Origin of the sequence: Pseudomonas sp. G11, assembly GCF_029457515.1 — a bacterium.
Lineage (GTDB): Bacteria > Pseudomonadota > Gammaproteobacteria > Pseudomonadales > Pseudomonadaceae > Aquipseudomonas > Aquipseudomonas gorinensis.
Genome location: NZ_CP120377.1, coordinates 3577764 through 3597916, shown reverse-complemented (window position 1 = coordinate 3597916; position 20153 = coordinate 3577764). Strand labels below are relative to the sequence as shown.

The following is a 20153-nucleotide window of genomic DNA, read 5'->3' as shown; positions in this document are numbered from 1 at the left end:
AACACGCGTTATCGTTGACGTTTTTCGCGAGCAAGCTCGCTCCTACAGAAGGCGATGTGCACTTAACTGAACGGCATAGGCATGCGCGATAACACTATCTCGAAGAGGTAGTGGCGCCTCCCACACAGGTCAGCGCGTCAGGCCGAGGTGATATTGGCCCGCGCGCCGTGCAGTTTCTTGTAGCTCTCGATCAAGCGTAGATGCCGGTCCAGCCCTTCCAGCTTGGTGCTGGTCGGCGTCAAGCCATAGAAACGCACGCTGCCATTCACCGAGCCGATCACGGCGTCCATCCGCTCGTTACCGAACATCCGTCGGAAGTTGGCCTCGTAGTCCGCCAGTTCCAGGTCTTCGTCCAGTTCCATCTCCAGCACCGCGTTCACCGCCTGGTAGAACAGGCCGCGCTCGACGGTGTTGTCGTTGTACTGCAGGAACATTTCCACCAGTTCCTTGGCGTCTTCGTACTGCTGCAACGCGAGGTAGATCAGCAGCTTCAATTCCAGGATGGTCAACTGGCCCCAAGCGGTGTTGTCGTCGAACTCGATGCCGATCAAGGTGGTGATATCGGTGTAGTCGTCCAGCTCGCTCTCCACCAGGCGCTCGGCCAGGGCCTTGAGCTCGGCATCGCTGAGGCTGTGCAGGTTGAGGATGTCGGCGCGGAAAAACAGGGCCTTGTTGGTGTTGTCCCAGATCAGGTCGTCCACCGGGTAGATTTCCGAGTAGTCCGGCACCAGGATGCGGCAGGCCGTGGCGCCAAGGTGCTCGTACACCGCCATGTACGACTCCTTGCCCATGTTGTCGAGGATGCCGAACAGCGTCGCGGCCTCTTCGGCGTTGGAGTTTTCACCCTGGCCCGAGAAGTCCCACTCGACGAATTCGTAATCCGACTGGGCACTGAAGAAGCGCCACGACACCACACCGCTGGAGTCAATGAAGTGTTCGACAAAGTTGTTCGGCTCGGTGACTGCATGGCCTTCAAAGGTTGGCTGCGGCAAATCGTTCAAGCCTTCGAAGCTGCGGCCTTGCAGCAGTTCGGTGAGGCTGCGCTCCAGGGCCACTTCCATACTCGGGTGCGCGCCGAATGAGGCGAATACGCCTCCGGTACGCGGGTTCATCAAGGTCACGCACATCACCGGGAACTCACCGCCCAGCGACGCATCCTTGACCAGCACCGGGAAGCCCTGGGCTTCCAGGCCTTCGATACCGGCCAGGATACCGGGGTACTTCGCCAGCACCTCGGCCGGCACGTCCGGCAGCGCGAACTCGCCTTCGATGATTTCACGCTTGACCGCGCGCTCGAAGATTTCCGACAGGCACTGCACCTGGGCTTCGGCCAAGGTATTGCCGGCACTCATGCCATTGCTCAGGTAGAGGTTTTCGATCAGGTTGGACGGGAAATACACCACCTCGCCATCGGACTGGCGCACAAACGGCAGCGAGACAATGCCACGTTCTTCGTTACCGGAATTGGTGTCGAACAGGTGGGAACCGCGCAGCTCACCGTCGCGGTTGTAGATCTTCAGGCAGTAGGCGTCGAGGATTTCCGGCGGCAGTTCATCCTTGCGCCCCGGCTGGAACCAACGCTCATCGGGGTAATGCACGAACGGCGCGTTGGCCAATTCCTCGCCCCAGAACTGATCGTTGTAGAAGAAGTTGCAGTTGAGCCGCTCGATAAACTCGCCCAACGCCGACGCCAGGGCGCCTTCCTTGGTCGCGCCTTTGCCGTTGGTAAAGCACATCGGCGAGTGCGCATCACGGATATGCAGGGACCAGACGTTGGGCACGATATTGCGCCACGAGGCGATCTCGATCTTCATGCCCAGGCCGGCCAGGATCCCGGACATATTGGCGATCGTCTGCTCCAGCGGCAGGTCCTTGCCCGCGATATAAGTGCCCGCGTCGGATGGGCTGCCGGGCATCAACAAGGCCTGGGCATCGGCGTCGAGGTTGTCCACTTCTTCGATGACGAATTCCGGCCCGGCCTGCACCACTTTCTTCACGGTGCAACGGTCGATGGAACGCAGGATACCCTGGCGGTCCTTCTCGGAAATGTCCGCAGGCAGCTCGACCTGGATCTTGAAGATCTGGTTGTAGCGGTTTTCCGGATCAACGATGTTGTTCTGCGACAGGCGGATATTTTCCGTGGGGATATTGCGCGTCTGGCAGTACAGCTTCACAAAATACGCCGCACACAACGCTGACGAGGCCAGGAAGTAATCGAATGGCCCCGGCGCCGACCCGTCGCCTTTATAGCGAATCGGTTGATCGGCGATCACCGTGAAGTCATCGAACTTGGCTTCAAGTCGAAGGTTGTCGAGAAAGTTGACCTTAATTTCCATGCGGGATTACCAAAATAGCGAACTTCAAATTGGCCGCCATTATCCGGGATTTGCGTTTTAAGTCTTGTGCTTTCGCCATTCGGCCGCCGACAGGCAAGGCTGATTCGCTATCGACGCCGGTATAAAGCCACGCCAGAGCACTTGTCAGACGAAATACCATCAACTTATCTGTACGGTTGCCGATGACCTGCTAGCAATTCAGGGAGTAGTCGAATGCGCAATAACCAGCCAGTGACACAACGCGAGATTTCCCTCGCGCCTTCGCAGAAGCTCATTTCCGCCACCGATGTGGATGGGATGATCACTTACTGCAACGATGCTTTTGTCGATATCAGCGGTTTTGAACGCGCCGACCTGATCGGGGCGCCGCAGAATATCGTGCGCCATCCCGACGTGCCTCCCGCCGTGTTTGCCCATATGTGGCGTGCGCTCAAGCAGGGGCTGCCGTGGATGGGCATCGTCAAGAATCGCTCGAAAAACGGCGATCATTATTGGGTCAACGCCTATGTCACGCCGATTTTCGAGGGCAACCGCGTGGTGGGTTTCGAGTCGGTCAGGGTCAAGCCGACCGCCGATGAGATCCGGCGTGCCCAGGCGCTGTATCGGCGTCTGAGCCAGGGTAAAGCCGCCGTGGCCGCCCTGGACACCTGGGCGCCGGCCTTGATGAGCTGCGTGCCGTATATCGCCACCGGCCTTGCCGGCGCGGTGGGTGGGCTGTTCCTCAGCGCGCCGCTGGCCATTGCCGTGGCGGTGGGCGTCGCGGTTCCGGTGGCGCTGCTCTGCTCACAGTGGCGCCAGCGCGCGACCCTGCGCTTGCTGGTCGGCGTCGAGCCATCCACCTCCGATGCCTTGATCGCACAGATGTACAGCGATGAAGCCGGTCCCCAGGCACGCCTGGAAACCGCGTTCCTCAGCCAGAACGCGCGCCTGAAGACTTGCCTGACCCGTTTGCAGGACAGCGCCGAGCAACTCAGTGCGCTGGCCGGGCAATCCGACCGACTGGCCACGGCCAGCTCCACCGGCCTGGACCGCCAGCGCGTCGAAACCGAGCAGGTCTCGGCCGCCGTCAACCAGATGGCCGCGACCACCCAGGAAGTCGCCAGCCATGTGCAGCGCACCGCCGATGCCACCCAGCAAGCCAACTTGCTGACCGGGCGCGGCCGTGAGGTGGCGCGGGATACCCGCGAAGCCATCGAGCGGCTTTCCGCGGTGGTCGGCGAAACGGGTGTCACCGTGGCGCAGCTGGCCAGGGACAGCGATGAAATCGGCACCGTCGTCGATGTGATCAAAGGCATCGCCGACCAGACCAACCTGCTGGCCCTCAACGCGGCCATCGAAGCGGCCCGTGCCGGCGAGATGGGGCGCGGATTTGCCGTGGTCGCCGACGAAGTCCGACAGCTGGCACAACGCACCTCGCAATCCACCACCCAGATCCACGGGCTGATCACCAAGCTCCAGGCGTCGTCCAACAATGCCGTGCAAAGCATGGAGAACGGCCATCGCCAGGCCCAGGAAGGCGTGGCTTGGGTGCTTGAGGCCGACCAGGCATTGGTGGGCATCAGCGAAGCGGTGTCCCACATCACCGACATGACCACCCAGATCGCCGCCGCCACCGAGGAACAGAGCGCCGTGGCCGAGGAGATCAGCCGCAACATCACAACCATTGCCACACTGGCCGACCAGACCTCGGTCCAGGCGCATCAATCCACCGACCTGAGCAAGGAGCTGACCCGCACCGCGTCCACCCAATATGCATTGGTTGAACGTTTCAATCGCTGACAGGCGACCCACCGCATCCAGCAAAGTCGGGGGCCGGGCTGAAAGGTCGTCGGGTGGTCAAGCTCTGGCCACCCGCCACACCATGGCGCAGCGGCTGCCGGGCTCAAAGCCGTGTGCATACTCGTCTGCCAACATCCCGGCCAAGCGCTGATCCAATGACGCCTCGGCTTGCAGCTCAAACCCCAGGCGGCGGTAGAACGGTGCATTCCACGGCACCTGCCTGAACGTCGTCAGGGTCACTGCGCGCAGTGCCTGTGAGCGCGCAGCGTCCATCGCCGCCTCCACCAGCTTGCGCCCCCAGCCCTGGCCGTGCAGCGACCGAGCGACCGACACCTCATGGATATGCAGGTCGTCGCCCTGGCGTTCTGCGCACAGAAATCCTTGAGGTTGATCGTTGGCATCGACCGCCACCCAACAGGTCGACAGCGCGATCCACTGCCGATGACGCTCGACGGTCAAGGTGCCTGCGCTGGCCAGCCAGCCCAAGCCATCGATCAGTTGAAAGGCTTGGGCGGCAGAATGCTCGATGGCGGGCAATAACGGCGCGTCATCCAGTCGCGCCAGGCGAATGTGTAGTGGCATTGGGTGTCACTGAGCCTCAAAAGGTGGAAGACGCGCGGGTCAAGGCTGCTTGCGGTACATCCCGGTGAAGTAATCCTGGCTGTCCGGCGCCGAGTTGTGTTCGATCACCGCGAAGTTTTTCACCAGTTGGATGTGGTACGGGCCAACGCGCCGAGACGCCAGGGGTTCCGGCACGATAATCAGGTTTTCGGTTTCCATCGCAACCGTGTGATGCGCGCTGGCGATGGTTTTTGAGGTTCCAGCGGCGTTGAGTGTCAGGGTCAATCGTGCAAGCTCCCGGCCCTGGGCATCACGCTCGGGCAGGATCTCCAGGTCCAGATCACCGTCGCGGCCCAGGAAGTCATCGCGCATCTGGTAGTGGCCGCTGCGCTGGTCACGGGCGACGTCACTGAGTTTTTCGTACTCGGGTTCACGGTCTTCCGGGCGCAACTGGATGGCCAGTTCACGCGGCTGCCCCTTGGCGGAACTGACCCAGGTGCCGCTGTAGTGATAGGGCTCGACGGTTTCCCGGGTGATCCGCCAAATGCCGGTCTGATGACCATCATCGGTATATTCGTGCAGGTAGACGAAAGGCTTGTCGTCATAGTCGCTTTGGTCGCCAACCAACTTGATCGGCTTGCCGCTGCCACTCTTGGTGTAGCGCAGCTCACCGATCAACACGGCGCCCTGTTGCTGGTACCAGAGCGCCACCGGGATCTTGCCGTCGAGGGTGCCGGCCAGATACTGCGGATCTTCGTTGACGGGGCCTTCCAGGCGCGGTGTTTCCTGCCACTTGCCGTCCTTCAATACACCGGTGGTGCGCAGCATGTAGCCGCTGGGCATGCTGGAGTTTTCACCGTATTCGGTGGGCGGCACTTGTTCCTGGGTATAGGCATCCAGTCGCACCAACTCACCCTCGCGCATTTGCAGGCGGCTGGAGCGCGTCCAGCAGCAGCCACGGTCGGTTTGCGAATGGATGATGCCGTCCTTGTCCACCGAAAACATGCCGCCGAAGGTTTCGTTCGCCAGCTCCGTCAATGGCCGGTTCAGCACCCATTGGGGCTTGTGCGGGTCTTGCAGGTACACATCGTAGTGGTACTGCAGGCTCTCCTCGGCGTCCTCGCCATTGCGGATAGCCAGGTCCTGGCGGCCGTCGGCGTTGATATCGGCGAAATACAACACGCCATACGCCCCCACCAGATGGTCGCTGTCTGTCTTGCCATTGCGATCCAGCGGCACATTGGCGGCAGGGGTTTGCAGCTGTTGCAGGGTTTGGAGGGTGGCCCGGTCACGCACGGTAACCAGGGCGCGGGCCGGCTGGCGGAGGTCTTGCGGCACCTCTGGAAACAACACCTCCACCAGGTATTGACCGCTGGGGTCATTGACCGAGAACGAGCGCGGCTCGGCCATCACAGGAGCCGTGAGGGTCATGGAAAGGAACGCACCGCTCAATAACACACGCATCCAAAGCATCCTTGCTGAAATTTTGCGCCGCAGTGTAATGGGAAATGCTGCGGGCTTCGAATAAATCCCTGCCATGGCCCATGTATCGACTGATATGTTGCGCTTCTCGCCAGTCAAAGGAGCTGCCATGGAACCGTTAGCGACAAACGCCGCCTTGTTGATCATCGACATGCAGCAGGGCATGAACCATCCCAGGCTTGGGCGACGCAACAACCCGCACGCCGAGTTGCAGATGCAGCACCTGCTCAACGCGTGGCGGCGATCCCAGCGGCCCATTGTTCATGTCCGACATATGTCTCGCTCTCCCGACTCGGTCTTTTGGCCGGGTCAGCCTGGCTGTGAATTCCAGCCGGCCTTGTGCCCGTTGGCGCATGAGCAGGTACTGGAAAAGAACGTCCCGGATGCGTTCACCGCCACGGGCCTGGAGCGTTGGCTGCATGTGCGCTCGATCAAGCAGTTGGTGATCGTTGGGGTGATCACCAACAACTCGGTTGAAGCCACGGCGCGATCCGGCGGCAACCTCTGCTTCGAGGTAATCGTGGCGGCGGACGCCTGCTACACGTTCGATCAAACCGACTTGGCCGGGCGCCTGTGGCCGGCGGAGGACGTGCATGCATTGTCGCTGAGCAATCTAGCGATGGACTACGCCAGGGTGATCGAGACAGCGGAAATCCTGGCCGCGGCCGCCCCGCTGCAAACGGACTGACCGTGCGTAATCACGTTCACGCTTGCCCTACGCCTTAAGTGCAGCGGGCCGCCCATGAGCTTGCAGATAAGCCCGCAACAGCAGCGTGGTCTGCTGTTCAAGACCGGCTTCAAACGTAGGCGAGGCATTGCCTTCGAGCAACGTCCTGACCGGGCCGACGATCGCGCTGAGCGAAATCCCGGCGGTCAGGATCGGGTCTTGGAAATGCGCATCGGGGGCGGTCTCCAGCATCGCGGCGATGGCCGCCACCATGCGCGTATTGATGCGGGCGACCAGCTCCGCACCACCCCGCTCGCCCGCGATGGCATACAACGCCTTGGACACGCCCTGGTCGCGTAACTTGGCGGCCACCAATGCCGTGACCAGGCCGGCGGCCATCTCAGCCACCGGCACCTGCCGATGGCGAGCGCATGCCTGCTCCACCGCCTCGGCCACCCACTCCAGGTGTTTTGCCAGCACGGCGGCGAGCAGCGCGTCGCGATTCGGGTAGTACTGGTAGAGGCTGCCCACCGACATGCCGGCACGCTCGGCCACTCGGGTGGTTGTGCAGCGGATCAGGCCCTGCTGGGTCAAAACCTGAAGGGTTGCCGTGTGCAAGGCCTCGACAGTCGCGGCTGAGCGCGCCTGAACCGCTGTTTTTCTTGGCTTCAAGGACGCTTTGAGGGTGCTCACGGAATGCGAATTCCAATATCTGAAGGATCCTTCATATTAGAGCCTTACTCCGCTGAAGCAAGGGCGTCCCCGATGACAGGTTTGAAAAACAGCAAGACATTCATACTGGGCGACCGCGAGGTCAACCGCATGGGTTACGGCGCGATGCAATTGGCAGGCCCTGGCGTATTTGGCCCTCCCAAGGACCGCGACGCCGCGTTGGCCGTGCTGCGTGAGGCGGTCGCCTGCGGCGTCAACCATATCGATACCAGCGATTTTTATGGGCCGCATATCACCAACCAACTGATTCACGAGGCCCTGCATCCCTATCGGGACGACCTCACGATAGTCACCAAGATCGGCGCCCGTCGTGACGCTGAAGGTGGATGGCTGGCGGCGTCCACCCCGGAAGAACTGACGCAGGCGGTGCATGACAACTTGCGCAACCTGGGGCTGGAGGTGCTGGACGTGGTCAACTTCCGTTCGATGCATTCCACAATGGGCCCGTGCGAAGGCTCGAACGCCGCCGCGTTGGACACCCTCGCTGAACTGCAACACCAGGGGTTGATACGCCATATTGGCATCAGCAATGTCACGCCGACCCAAGTGGCCGAGGCACGCCGCATCGTCAAGTTCGTTTGCGTGCAGAACCTGTACAACATCGCCCATCAACACGACAACGCCTTGATCGACACCCTGGCTGAGGAAGGCATTGCCTATGTGCCGTTCTTCCCGCTGGGTGGATTTACTCCGGTTCAGTCTTCGACCTTATCCAGCGTTGCGCAGGGGCTGGGCGTAACACCGAAGCAATTGGCGCTGGCGTGGTTGTTGCGGCGCTCGCCCAATATCCTGTTGATTCCGGGCACCTCCTCGGTGGCCCATTTGCATGAAAACCTTGCGGTGGGCGAATGGGCTGTGCCGGACGAGGCGCTGGCTGCGTTGAACGCCATCGCGGACTGAAGCGGTCCCTTATGCGTGGATATTCCAGGTGATGCGCAGCGTTGTTCGGCGCATCGCCTGCCAATTGGATACAGAACAATCTCGAATTGTATTGTGTACAAAAAACCCTAAAGCTTTAACCCAAGCGAGCCGAAACATCGGTGAAAGCAAATCGCAGTGTCTCGGCGATTTGGCCGCCCTCTCCGCTGATGGTCGTCTCGATGAAAATAAAGAATAAGCTGGTCCTTGCGTTTGTATCTGTCGCGTTTATCCCGGTTAGCCTGGTCGCGGTGATCTCCGTGATGAATACGCGAACCCAGGCAGTCGATCAGTTCATCGATGGCAGTACCCGTGAGATACGCCAGATCGATGGCAATATCCGGCAATTCTTCGAGGGTACGCTGCAGAACGTCGATCAAATGGCGGCAGATCCTGTATACACGTCCGTGAACACCCTCAAGGATTATCGACCCGACAACGCCGCCAGCCAGCCCATGCCGGCGCAGGCCCAGCAGGTGATCGAACGGTTCGCGCGTTTTGGCGCGACCCATCCTTCTGCGGCGATCCTGTCCATCGGCCTGGAAGACGGCACTTACGTCAAATGGCCCGACGACCCGCAACTGGCCAAGTACGACCCGCGCACGCGCCCCTGGTACAAGGCGGCGATGGCCAGCCCCGGCAAGACCGTGCGCACCCCGGCTTACTATTACGACAAGGATGACGTCGCGCTGGTCGGCACCGCGCGGGCGCTACTGGATAACGCCGGCAAGGCCAAGGGCGTATTCGTGGTGAGTGTGTCGCTGAAGAACCTCACCGAGCTGGTCAAGAGTATCAAGCTGGGCGAAAGCGGCTATGTGATGCTGATCGAAGACGGCGTGGTCCTGGTTGACCCTCGCGATGCCAAGCACAGTTTCAAGCCGCTCAAGGACCTTGGCGCGCCGTACGCACATTTGGCCGAGACCGCCCAGGGATCGACCGAAGTGGTGATCGATGGCGTGCGCTACATGGCCAATATCTGGACCTCCCCCGGCCTGGGCTGGCGTTATGTGGGGTTGATCGAATACAACGAAGTGATGGCCGCCGCCACGCGCATGACCTACCTGACCACAATCATCGTGGCGGTGCTGGTCCTGATCTTTGGCCTGATCGCCGCGGCGTTCTCCAAGGTGATGGTCAAGCCGATCGGTCAGGTCAGCACCGGCTTGCAATCCATCGCCCAGGGCGAAGGAGACCTGCGCCACGAACTGCGGGTGCAGGGCAAGGATGAAACCGCTGAACTGGCCGGTTGGTTCAACAAGTTCCTTGCTGCGATCCGCCAGCTGATCCAGCATATTGGCGCGGCGTCGACCAACTTGCAGGACGCTTCACGGGTCAACAGCGAAGTGGCGCACAACATGAACGAAGCCGCCGGGCGCCAGCGGGAAGCGGTCGAACTGGTGTCCACGGCATTCAATGAAATGGTGGCCACCGCCAATGAAGTGGCGCGGTCGTGCAGCGGCGCAGCGGAGTCCGCAGAGAACGGCCATCGCCGCGTGGCCGAGGGCAAGCAGCAGATCGAAATGACCACGGACAACGTCAACCGGCTCGGCCGCCGCTTGACCGAGTCGTCCGAAGCCATGGTCGAGCTGGAGGCCGGCAGCCGCAGCATCAACCAGATCATTGGCACTATCCGTGCGATTGCCGAACAGACCAACCTGCTGGCGCTCAACGCGGCCATCGAAGCCGCCCGGGCGGGTGATCAAGGCCGCGGCTTTGCGGTGGTGGCGGACGAAGTGCGGGCGCTGGCCAAGCGCACTTCCGACTCCACCGGCGAGATCGAACAACTGCTCGGTACCCTCGGCAGCAAGACCGAGGAAGTGACGCAGAAGATGAGCAGTTGCCTGGACCTGTCCCGCGCCAGTGTGTCGTCCATCGAAAGCGCGCGGGACAGTTTTGAAGGCATCCAGTTGTCGGTCAACGAGATTCGCGACCAGAACCTGCAGATATCGGCCGCCGCCGAGGAACAGCACAGCGTGGCCGAAGAGATCAACCGGCATATCCAGCAGATCTACGACGAGGCACGGCTGGTGGAGAGCCTGGCCAATTCTGCGCAGGATGACTCGGGGCGGTTGGCCGGCTTGTCGGCAGAGTTGAATGGGCTGGTGGGCCGGTTCAAGTCCTAGGGCGCCGCGGACGTTGGGTGGGGACGACGCCTTGATGTGCTCATCCCCCGACCAATCTCCCTGTGGCGAGCGGGCTTGCCCTAATGCCGTTCAGTTAAGCGGACATCGCCTTCTGTAGGAGCGAGGGGGACGCCTAGTTCTTGCTCGCGAAAAACGTCAACGATAACGCGTGTTTCCTGAATGAACGCGGCGTCTGTGAGTTCTTCGCGAGCAAGAACTAGGCGTCCCCCTCGCTCCTACAAAAAAACCTTAACTGAACGGCATTAGGGCTTGCCCCGCGTTGGGCTGCGCAGCAGCCCCAGTCAAGAAGAACGCGGTGTATCAGACACACTCTGTAGAGGCTGGTTTTGGGGCTGCTACGCAGCCCAACGCGGGGCAAGCCCGCTCGCCACAAGAGACCTGAACTCAAGGGCGATGCACCTCGATCACCAACCCCTCCTCCACCCGCGGCACGCTGAAGTGCCGCGTGATCAGGTCAAACTCGGCATCGGTCGCCGCAAAATCATGTTCGCCTCGCGCGTTGCGTGCGTGCAGGCGAGCGCGGCAGGTGTCGTCGTCCAACTCAAGGTAATGCAGGCAATGCGGCACCTGTGCCACCTGCGCCAGGCCACGCAGCCACTCTCGATTGGCCAGGGTGTTGGCCGGAAAATCCAGCACGACATTGAGCCCTGACTTCAACAGGTCAACCACCAGCGGCGTCAATACGCCACGAATGCGTTGGGCACAGCGCAGGTAATCGGCCACCGAGAGAACCTCCCCAGGGTAGAGCTGCGCCAGCCAAGTGTCTTCACTGAGCAGGATCGCTGCGTGTTCGGCGACCAGTTCTTTGGCGAGGGTAGATTTGCCGGCGGCAATCTTGCCGCACAGCAGATGCAGGGTGGGCATGGCACGGCTCCTTTTGTGAGGCCATGAAGCATGCCAGCTTTCCGGCTGAATCATCATATTTAGACACGAATTACCCTGAACTTTCTGACAGGCACCGCGTTCATTTCCTATGCGCTGCCCCGCCCAGGGGCGTTGGTTTACAAGGAGCCGTTCCCACATGACTACCCTCCCCGCCTATCGCCACACACCCGGACCGCTGCATGCCACCTTGCTGGCGGGTACCGTGCCGCTGTTTCTCGGTGCCCTGATCAGTGACATTGCCTACGGCCAGACCTACCAGATTCAATGGGCCAATTTCGCCTCCTGGCTGATTGCCGGCGCGTTGGTGTTCTGTGGATTCGCCCTGTTGTTCGCCTTGGTCAACCTGCTGCGCGCCGAACACAAGGTCGGCCGACCCGCCGTGTATTGCCTGTTGCTGTTGGCGACCTGGGTACTCGGGCTGGTCAACGCTTTCCAGCATGCCAAGGACGCCTACGCCATGATGCCGACCGGCCTGGTGCTGTCGGTGGTCGTGACAGTGCTGAGCGTGGTTGCGACCTGGGTCGGCCTGACTAACCTGCGCTCGGGAGCTGCCCAATGAAAGCGTCCAATACACTCACCCTGTTAAGCGCCGCGCTGCTGCTCAGTGCCTGCGGCGGCGAAGGCGACAACACCCAGGCCCGTGGCCCCGACCCAAAACTGCCGGAGCAGCAAAGCAGCCTGCTGCCCAGCATGAAGATTGCCGAACCCACGCCCTGGGGCAACGAGAAGCCCAAGGTGCCCGACGGCTACAGCGTCACCGCCATCGCCACCGACCTGGCCATCCCGCGCCAGACCCTGGTATTGCCCAATGGCGACATCCTCGTTGCCGAAGGTCGTGGCGGCAGCGCGGCCAAGCTCAAGCCCAAGGATGTAATCGCCAGCGTGATCAAGGCCCAGGGCAATACCAAGGTCAAGAGCGGCAACCGCATTACCCTGCTGCGCGATGCGGACGGCGACGGCACCTATGAACTGAAAACCGTGTTCGCCGACAACCTCAACGCCCCCTACGGCCTGGCCTTTGCCGACGGTAAACTCTACGTCGCCAACCAGGACGCGCTGGTGCGCTTCGACTACACCGACGGCCAGACCAAAGCCAGCGGCGCCCCGGTCAAAGTCACCGACCTGCCGGCGCAGATCAACCACCACTGGACCAAATCCCTGGCCGTGAGTGACGATGGGCGCCACCTGTATGTGGGCATCGGCTCCAACAGCAACATCACTGAACGCGGCATGGAAGTGGAGATCGACCGCGCAATGGTCTGGCAGGTCGATGCCACCACCGGCGCGCACAGACCCTACGCCACCGGCTTGCGCAACCCGACGGCCCTGACGATCCAACCCGACTCCGGGCAACTGTGGACAGTGGTCAACGAACGCGATGAACTCGGCCCCGACCTGGTGCCCGACTACCTGACCTCGGTGCGCGAAGGTGCCTTCTACGGCTGGCCCTACAGCTACTGGGGGCAAAACGTCGACCCGCGTGCACAACCGCAAAACCCGGCCAAGGTGGCCGCCGCGATCAAGCCCGATTACAGCCTCGGCTCCCACGTAGCGGCACTGGGCGTCGACTTTTCCATCCCAGCCATGGGTGAACAATTCGCCGAGGGTGTATTTGTGGGCGAACACGGCAGTTGGAACCGCGACAACCCGGTGGGCTACAAAGTCATCTTCGTGCCGTTCAGCCATGGCAAGCCAGCCGGCCAGCCCATCGACTTCGCCACCGGCTTCCGCGGCGACGACGGCAAGACCCGTGGACGCCCGGTAGGCGTCACGGTCGACCCGAAAGGCGCCCTGATCATTGCGGACGACTTGGCCAATACCATCTGGCGGGTGACGCGCAATCAGTAACAGCGTGAACGGCAGTTGCTCTGCTTCGGCCCCCGTTAAACCGCGCTGGCCGGAGACGGCTTGAATCCGTGGCCCACGGATTCAAGCCCGCCTCCGGCTCGTGTCCACCGTAAGGGCGCAACCACGGATAAGCCCATCGAATCAGCGTCCCCCTTCACATCGCCGCACCCGCTATGCGCTTCAACCCCATCACCATCAACCCGGCCCCCAACCCCATCGCCGCCAAAAACAACGGGTATGACACCCACCACGGCGTCCCCGCCGTCATCATGCTGAACTCCGACATGCCGCCAATGCTGGCGATCAGGTTAAGCGGCAGGAACACCACGTTGATCAGGGTCAGCTTGCGCAGTAGGTTGTTCATGCTGTTGTTCATCAGGTTGCCGCGCGCGTCGATCAACCCGGAAAACACGTTGGAATAGATCTCGGCCTGTTTGTAGCATTGGTGGTTCTCGATGATCAGGTCGTCGATCAAACCCAGAATCTCGCTGCTGAACTGTTCCTTCCCGGCATGGTTGCGCAGGCGCGAGAGCACCGCGCCGTTGCTGTGCAGCGCGTTGATGTAATAGATCAGGCTTTCACTGAGGTTGAACATCTGCATCAGGTGATGGTTGCTCATGGACGCGTTGAACTGTTGCTGCAACTCCCGCGCGACCAGCTTGATCACCTTGAGGTGGCCGAGGTAGTGGTGGATGTTGTTCAGCAGCAGGTCAAGCAACACGTCGAGCGGCGTATGCAGCGGCCGGCGCTTGCCCAGGCCGGTCAGCGGGGTTTCGTCGGGGGCGATCACCAGCAGGCGGCCAGGCGAAAACAACAAGCCGCAGGATGACACTTCGAACACCAGGTTGCCGCCACCGGAGTAGTTTTCCGGGCGCTTCCAGATCAGGAACAGGTTGTCGGGGTGGAATTCGATACGTGACACTTCGTCGGGATCGAGCGCCGAGGCCAGGGCATGTTCATCCAGCTTGTGGTGGTCGCGCAGCCATTCACGCTCGACCAGGTCAGGGTTGTTGAACAGCAGGATCGGGGCATCGTCATTGTCCCCGCGGCGCAGTTTTCCATCGGTCAGTTCAAAGCGCTGGATCATCCCGACTCACCAGGCCTGGCCCTGACGCTTCAACTCCAGGCGCCGCACAAACTCTTCCAGCACCAGGCTGTACAGGTCGTCCTGCAAGTAGGCATCTTCGATACCCGCGTCCAGGTTGGGGTTGTCGTTGACTTCGATCACCACCACCTTGTCGCCGGACTGCTTGAGGTCTACGCCGTAGAGGCCGTCGCCGATCAGGTTGGCGGTCTTCACCGCCAGTTCCACCACCGCCTTGGGCGCCTCATGGACCGCCAGGGTACGGCATTCGCCGTTGATGTCCTGGCCGATGGCCTTGTGGTTGTAGATCTGCCAATGGCCCTTGGACATAAAGTACTGGCAGGCAAAAATCGGCTTGCGGTTGAGCACGCCAATACGCCAGTCGTACTCGGTATAGAAAAACTCCTGGGCCAGCAGCAGGACCGAATGTTCGAACAGTTCGGCGGTGGCCTTGAGCAAGGCTTCCTGGCTTTCCACCTTGATCACGCCTCGGGAGAAACACCCATCGGGGATTTTCAGCACCAGGGGGAAGCCGAGGCGCTCGCCCACCCGTTCGAAGTCCTCCGGTCGCTCCTTGTACAGAATTTCGGTGGCCGGCATGCCCAGTTGATGGCTATTGAGCAAATCGGTGAGGTAGACCTTGTTCGTACAGCGCAGGATCGACGCTGGGTCATCCATCACCACTAACCCTTCGCTTTCGGCTTTCTTGGCAAAGCGGTAGGTATGGTTGTCGACACTGGTGGTCTCACGGATCAGCAAAGCGTCGTATTCGGCCAGGCGCGCGTAGTCTTTGCGCTCGATCAGCTCCACATCGATACCCAGCCCCTTGCCGACCCGCACGAAATTGTCCAGGGCGCGGGCGTTGGACGGCGGCAATTGCTCCTGGGGATCGTGAAGAATCGCCAGGTCATAGCGGGCCATGCGTCGTGAGCGTGGCTGGCGCCAGATCTTGCGACTGAAGTTGTCGAGGGCGTGGGCGAATTGATCTTCCTGGTCATCGCGCAACTTGTGCAATACACCGGACTTGACCCCCTCTATGTGCCAGCCGTTATTCTTTCTGAATTCAACTAAGAGGATTGGGCACGGAAAGGCCTCAAACAATTGACGGGCCAATTCCTGCAACGGTTCTATATTGGTTCGACCAAAGTAAAGGGTCAGGGTAAAGCCTTCGGTATTACTGTAGAGATGATGACTCAAGGCTTTATCGAGGGTTTTATCCAGGTCATCCAACGCCAGGCCATACAATGACTTTCGGGTCAGTTCACTGATGGTACGCACCGACGGAATTACCTTGTGACCGCGCGCCTCGGCCAGCAGCGAGCAGTAGTAGCCGTGGCCCAGGTACTTGTAGCTGCGGCACAGGTTGATTACCTGCACGCGCTTGCCCGTCTCGTTTTCCCGGGTGTGTTCCAGGTATTCCTGGGCGGTGACGATGTCTTCGCTGGGGAAATAAGAGGCCCAATCTTCCTTGCGCTCGACAATGATCACGACTTGACTTGCGCCTCTGGGCAAAACAGAAAAATAACCTTTGGAAGTTATTGTCGCCGCGACAGTTTGCTCGGATACTTCACGCCAATGACCTTGTACCGCTGACATAATATTTGATCCGCTTTAGAGAACTCGACCTTTTCTATTAAGCACGATCTTTTAGAGAAGTCCCGTTTCGTTACGCAACTTTTACGGCGGTCATATGGCTCTTTTCTTTCGCGTTGCAACCCCCGGCGATGTGCCGGCATTAGTCGTACTGGAACAGCATTGTTTCACCACCGATCGGCTGTCACCGCGCAGTTTCCAGTGGATGATCAGCCGCGCCCACGGCCAACTGCTGGTGGCCGAACAGGACGGGCAATTACTGGGCTATGCGCTGCTGCTGTTCCATCGCGGCACCTCGCTGGCACGTTTGTACTCCATCGCCATCGCCGCGCACGCACGCGGCCTGGGCCTGGGCAAACAACTGCTGGCCCGCGCCGAGGCCTGTGCCGTAGAGCACGACTGCGCCTACCTGCGCCTGGAAGTGCGCACCGACAACCCCGGCGCCCTCGCCCTGTATGAACGCACGGGCTACCGACGCTTTGCCCTGATCAACGATTACTACGAAGACCATGCCCCCGCCTTGCGCCTGGAGAAGCGCATCGTCCAGCACCACGACGCGCGTCCGCAGAGCGTGCCGTATTACCCGCAAACCACCGATTTCACCTGTGGCGCCGCGTGCCTGTTGATGGCCATGGGCGCGCTGGTGCCTGCGCGCGTGGCGTTGCGCCGCGAAGAGCTGCAAATCTGGCGGGAAGCGACCACCGTGTTCATGACCGCCGGCCATGGCGGCTGCAGCCCCCAGGGCCTGGCGCTGGCCGCCTGGCGTCGCGGTTTTCGGGTGCGCATGCAGGTGAATGTCAGCGGGCCGCTGTTTCTCGATGGCGTGCGCGATCAACATAAAAAGGACGTGATGCGCGTGGTGCACGAAGCCTTCGAGGAAGAATTGGCCAGCAGCGACGTCGAGCAGGTACTCGGCGGCACGCTGGACTTGCCTCGGGTATTACGCGAGGGCGGGCAGCCGCTGGTGTTGATCAGCAGCTACCGCCTCACGCGCTCCAAGTCGCCCCACTGGGTGATGGTCACCGACTGCGACGATGACTTCGTCTACCTGCACGACCCGGACGTGGACCACAGCCAGCACCGCCAGCCCCTGGACTGCCAGCATTTGCCGGTCAGCCATGGCGATTTCGAACGCATGTGCCGCTTCGGCAACAACAAATTGCGCGCGGCGGTGCTCGTGTTTACGCGGTAAACGCTCAGGCCACCTGCTTGATCCCGGCCTTGGCTTCCAGCTCGCGCACCAGCGGCAATACGCGCTTGCCGAAGTACTCCACTTCTTCCTGGAAGTGCAGGAAGCCGGCCAGCACCAGGTCGACGCCCACCGCCTTGAGCGCGACGATGCGCTCGGCAATCTGCTGCGGGGTGCCGATCAGGTTGGTCTTGAAGCCGTCGTTGTATTGCACCAGGTCTTCGAAGCTGGACTTGGCCCAGTTGCCCTCGCCTTCCGGCGAAGCCTTGCCCGCTTGTTTGGCCGCATCACCAAAGGCGTTGACCGCCTCGGGGTCGGCCTTGTCGATGATTTCCGCGAGCACGGCGCGGGCTTCTTCCTCGGTATCGCGGGCGATCACGAAGGCGTTGACGCCGACTTTCACCGAATGGTTGTTGGCGGCGGCCTTGGCGCGGATATCGTCGACCTGGGCCTTGATGCCTTCCGGGGTGTTGCCGTTGGTGAAGTACCAGTCGGACACCCGCGCCGCCATATCCCGCGCCGCCCGCGAGCTGCCGCCCTGGAACACTTCCGGTTGGCCCAGGGGCTTGGGCTTGAGGGTGTAGTTGTTGAAGCGATAGAAGTCGCCCTTGAAGGTGAAGTCGTCCTGGCTCCAGATGCCTTTCAAGGCACGGATGAATTCTTCGGAGCGGCGGTAGCGCTCGTCGTGTTCCAACCAATGTTCGCCGATGGCCTGGAACTCGCCCTTGAACCAGCCACTGACGATGTTCACCGCGATACGGCCATTGGTCAGTTGATCGATGGTCGCCAATTGCTTGGCCGCCAGCGCCGGTTGCCAGGGGCCGGGCAAAATCGCCGCAATCACCTTGAGCTTGGTGGTCGCTGCCAGCAGGGCATGGCTGAACGCCACGGATTCATGCTGGTTCTCCGCGCCGTAGCCGGCGGTAAAGCGAATCTGCGTCAGGCCATATTCGAAGCCGGCCTCTTCGGCCAATTGCGCCAGTTTGCGGTTGTAGTCGATGCCCCAATGGGTGCGTTGCTCGATTTTGCTGACCACCAGCCCACCACTGACGTTGGGCACCCAATAGGCAAATTTCACGGCTTGTTGACTCATCTGACGATACCTCGCACACAGGGATGTACCCAGGGCTTGAGCAGCAAGCGTGCCAGCCAGCGGCAAACGCCCATGCCATGGGTGCTGCGGCAAACCTGCGGCACCCAGCGGCGGTGAATGCCGATGTCAGGGTTTGCGACGATTTGTCGGTTTGCTGTTGCTGGAGCAACAGCGAACGCGGCAAGTCCCCCGTAAACAGGGGCTCCGGCACCCGGCACGGAGTGTGCAATCACTCCTGGCATCGATCACTGCCCCGGAGCCTTTCCCATGACCGAACAACACGTCATCAACCCGCTGTCCATTGGCGTCGACTACCCCACCCTGGCCGCACGCTTCCGGCCGATCTTCCAGCGCATCGCCGAAGGCGCGGTGCAGCGCGAGCAAACCCGCGCCCTGCCCTATGAGCCAATCCAGTGGCTGAAGGACGCCGGCTTTGGCGCAGTGCGAGTGCCCGTGGAATACGGTGGCGGTGGCGCGTCCCTGCCGCAATTGTTTGAACTGCTGATCGAGCTGGCCGCCGCCGACTCCAATGTGCCCCAGGCCCTGCGCGGGCACTTCGCCTTTGCCGAAGACCGCTTGAATGCGCCGCCCAGTGCCGGTCGCGACCTGTGGTTCAAGCGCTTTGTCGACGGCGATATCGTTGGCTGCGCCTGGACCGAAATCGGCAACGTGGCCATCGGTGATGTGGTCACCCAGGTCACCCCGGATGGCGACCAGTGGAAGCTCAACGGCGAGAAGTTCTACAGCACTGGCAGCATTTTCGCCGACTGGATCGATGTCTATGCCCAGCGCAGTGACACCGGTGGCGATGTGATCGCCGCCACCCGCGCGCGCCAGCCTGGCGTGGCCCACAGCGATGACTGGGACGGCTTCGGCCAACGCACCACCGGCAGCGGCACCTCGCGCTTTACTGACGCGGTGGTCGAAGCGGAAAACGTGATCGATTTTGCTACCCGCTTCAAATACCAGACCGCGTTTTACCAGCTCGTGCTGCTGGCCAGCCTGGCCGGGATCGGCCGCGCGGCGCTTAACGATGTGGCGCAGCAGGTGCGCAACCGCAAGCGCATCTACAGCCATGGCAATGCCCCCCATGTCAGCCAGGATGCGCAGATTCAGCAAGTGGTGGGCGAAGTCGCGGCGCTGGTATATGCCGCTCAAGCCACTGCGTTGAAAGCCGCAGTGCCGGCGCAACGGGCGTACCTGGCACGGTTCGCCGGGGATGATGTTGCCGAGCGCGAGGCCAATGTGGCCGCCGAAATCGAGTCGGCCACCGCGCAGGTGGTGGTGTCGGAGTTGATCCAGCGTGCCACCAGTGAGTTGTTCAACGCGCTGGGGGCCTCGGATGTGCGCCAGGGCAAAGCCCTCGACCGGCATTGGCGCAATGCGCGGACCGTGTCGTCACACAACCCGGTGATCTACAAGGCGCGAATTGTAGGGGATTGGGTGATCAATGGCACCGAGCCGCCGTTTGTGTGGCAAATCGGCAATGGCCCGGCGAAAGTTTGAAACTGCCCCCTCTTATCAACCATGGGGCTTCACCATTTTTCATGGCGGGCGGGCGACTGTGGCAAGCGGACTTGTTGTGGCGAGCGGGCTTGCCCCGCGTTGGGCTGCGAAGCAGCCCCAATCAATCGGAATGCGGAGTATCAGGCACTCCTCAGCGGCTGGCTCTGGGGCTGCTTCGCAGCCCAACGCGGGGCAAGCCCTAATGCCGTTCAGTTAAGCGTACATCGCCTTCTGTAGGAGCGAGCTTGCTCGCGAAAAACGTCAACGATAACGCGTGTTTCCTGAGTGAACGCGGCGCCTGTGAGTTCTTCGCGAGCAAGCTCGCTCCTACAAAAA

Annotated in this window: 17 protein-coding genes; 9 read left to right on the top strand and 8 right to left on the bottom strand. The window is 61.3% G+C overall.

What is annotated here, in order from left to right; genetic code table 11:
- Nucleotides 1-137: 137 nt before the first annotated feature.
- Complete coding sequence (locus tag P2T68_RS16470; RefSeq protein WP_069076254.1) at nt 138-2336, bottom strand: OsmC domain/YcaO domain-containing protein; 2199 nt, start codon at nt 2334-2336, stop codon at nt 138-140.
- Nucleotides 2337-2549: 213 nt separating this feature from the next.
- Here P2T68_RS16470 and P2T68_RS16465 point away from each other — a divergent pair, with 213 nt between their 5' ends.
- Complete coding sequence (locus P2T68_RS16465; RefSeq protein ID WP_024075786.1) at nt 2550-4115, top strand: PAS domain-containing methyl-accepting chemotaxis protein; 1566 nt, start codon at nt 2550-2552, stop codon at nt 4113-4115.
- A 57-nt stretch (nt 4116-4172) separates the two neighbouring features.
- Here the strand turns inward: P2T68_RS16465 and P2T68_RS16460 are convergent, their stop codons facing one another.
- Both P2T68_RS16460 and P2T68_RS16455 read right to left on the bottom strand, forming a co-directional pair.
- Nucleotides 4173-4697, bottom strand: a complete 525-nt coding sequence (locus tag P2T68_RS16460; protein ID WP_069076253.1) for a GNAT family N-acetyltransferase — start codon at nt 4695-4697, stop codon at nt 4173-4175.
- A gap of 39 nt (nt 4698-4736) precedes the next feature.
- On the bottom strand, nt 4737-6140 hold the full coding sequence (locus P2T68_RS16455; RefSeq protein WP_069076252.1) for a hypothetical protein: 1404 nt from the start codon (nt 6138-6140) through the stop codon (nt 4737-4739).
- Nucleotides 6141-6267: 127 nt separating this feature from the next.
- On the opposite strand from P2T68_RS16455, the gene P2T68_RS16450 reads away from it, so the two are divergent.
- Nucleotides 6268-6846 carry a cysteine hydrolase family protein gene (locus P2T68_RS16450; RefSeq protein WP_168232927.1) on the top strand — a complete coding sequence of 193 codons (579 nt, stop codon included), beginning with the start codon at nt 6268-6270 and terminating at the stop codon, nt 6844-6846.
- Between the two features lie 27 nt (nt 6847-6873).
- Here the strand turns inward: P2T68_RS16450 and P2T68_RS16445 are convergent, their stop codons facing one another.
- Complete coding sequence (locus tag P2T68_RS16445) at nt 6874-7518, bottom strand: TetR/AcrR family transcriptional regulator (RefSeq protein WP_168232926.1); 645 nt, start codon at nt 7516-7518, stop codon at nt 6874-6876.
- Between the two features lie 72 nt (nt 7519-7590).
- Between P2T68_RS16445 and P2T68_RS16440 the strand changes: the two genes are divergently transcribed.
- The 3 genes from P2T68_RS16440 to P2T68_RS16430 are packed head-to-tail and all read left to right on the top strand — an operon-like array spanning nt 7591 to nt 10598.
- Nucleotides 7591-8457 (top strand): aldo/keto reductase family oxidoreductase, encoded by an 867-nt coding sequence (locus tag P2T68_RS16440; protein ID WP_024075791.1) that lies wholly within the window; start codon nt 7591-7593, stop codon nt 8455-8457.
- Between the two features lie 28 nt (nt 8458-8485).
- Complete coding sequence (locus P2T68_RS16435) at nt 8486-8674, top strand: hypothetical protein (protein ID WP_146015789.1); 189 nt, start codon at nt 8486-8488, stop codon at nt 8672-8674.
- Entirely contained in the window at nt 8658-10598 is a 1941-nt protein-coding gene (locus P2T68_RS16430) for a methyl-accepting chemotaxis protein (RefSeq protein ID WP_277379600.1), read from the top strand. The genes P2T68_RS16435 and P2T68_RS16430 overlap by 17 nt, the downstream gene beginning before the upstream one ends.
- A 405-nt stretch (nt 10599-11003) precedes the next feature.
- Here P2T68_RS16430 and P2T68_RS16425 read toward each other — a convergent pair whose 3' ends face one another.
- Nucleotides 11004-11483, bottom strand: a complete 480-nt coding sequence (locus P2T68_RS16425; RefSeq protein ID WP_024075793.1) for an ATP-binding protein — start codon at nt 11481-11483, stop codon at nt 11004-11006.
- A gap of 157 nt (nt 11484-11640) precedes the next feature.
- On the opposite strand from P2T68_RS16425, the gene P2T68_RS16420 reads away from it, so the two are divergent.
- Both P2T68_RS16420 and P2T68_RS16415 read left to right on the top strand, forming a co-directional pair.
- Nucleotides 11641-12063: a DUF2231 domain-containing protein gene (locus tag P2T68_RS16420; RefSeq protein WP_024075794.1), complete on the top strand. Its 423-nt coding sequence runs from the start codon at nt 11641-11643 to the stop codon at nt 12061-12063.
- Complete coding sequence (locus P2T68_RS16415; protein WP_024075795.1) at nt 12060-13352, top strand: sorbosone dehydrogenase family protein; 1293 nt, start codon at nt 12060-12062, stop codon at nt 13350-13352. Before P2T68_RS16420 ends, P2T68_RS16415 begins: the two co-directional genes overlap by 4 nt.
- 154 nt (nt 13353-13506) lie before the next feature.
- Here the strand turns inward: P2T68_RS16415 and P2T68_RS16410 are convergent, their stop codons facing one another.
- Together P2T68_RS16410 and P2T68_RS16405 are read right to left on the bottom strand one after the other, a co-directional pair.
- Nucleotides 13507-14439, bottom strand: coding sequence for a magnesium transporter CorA family protein (locus tag P2T68_RS16410; protein ID WP_069075852.1), 933 nt, complete (start codon nt 14437-14439; stop codon nt 13507-13509).
- A gap of 6 nt (nt 14440-14445) precedes the next feature.
- Nucleotides 14446-16032, bottom strand: coding sequence for a RimK family protein (locus tag P2T68_RS16405; protein WP_024075797.1), 1587 nt, complete (start codon nt 16030-16032; stop codon nt 14446-14448).
- A gap of 94 nt (nt 16033-16126) precedes the next feature.
- Between P2T68_RS16405 and P2T68_RS16400 the strand changes: the two genes are divergently transcribed.
- Nucleotides 16127-17221, top strand: coding sequence for a peptidase C39 family protein (locus P2T68_RS16400; protein WP_277379598.1), 1095 nt, complete (start codon nt 16127-16129; stop codon nt 17219-17221).
- A 4-nt stretch (nt 17222-17225) separates the two neighbouring features.
- Here P2T68_RS16400 and sfnG read toward each other — a convergent pair whose 3' ends face one another.
- Nucleotides 17226-18311, bottom strand: coding sequence for a dimethylsulfone monooxygenase SfnG (gene sfnG / locus P2T68_RS16395; RefSeq protein WP_024075799.1), 1086 nt, complete (start codon nt 18309-18311; stop codon nt 17226-17228).
- 267 nt (nt 18312-18578) lie between these two features.
- On the opposite strand from sfnG, the gene P2T68_RS16390 reads away from it, so the two are divergent.
- Nucleotides 18579-19817, top strand: coding sequence for an acyl-CoA dehydrogenase family protein (locus tag P2T68_RS16390; RefSeq protein ID WP_024075800.1), 1239 nt, complete (start codon nt 18579-18581; stop codon nt 19815-19817).
- Nucleotides 19818-20153: the final 336 nt, after the last annotated feature.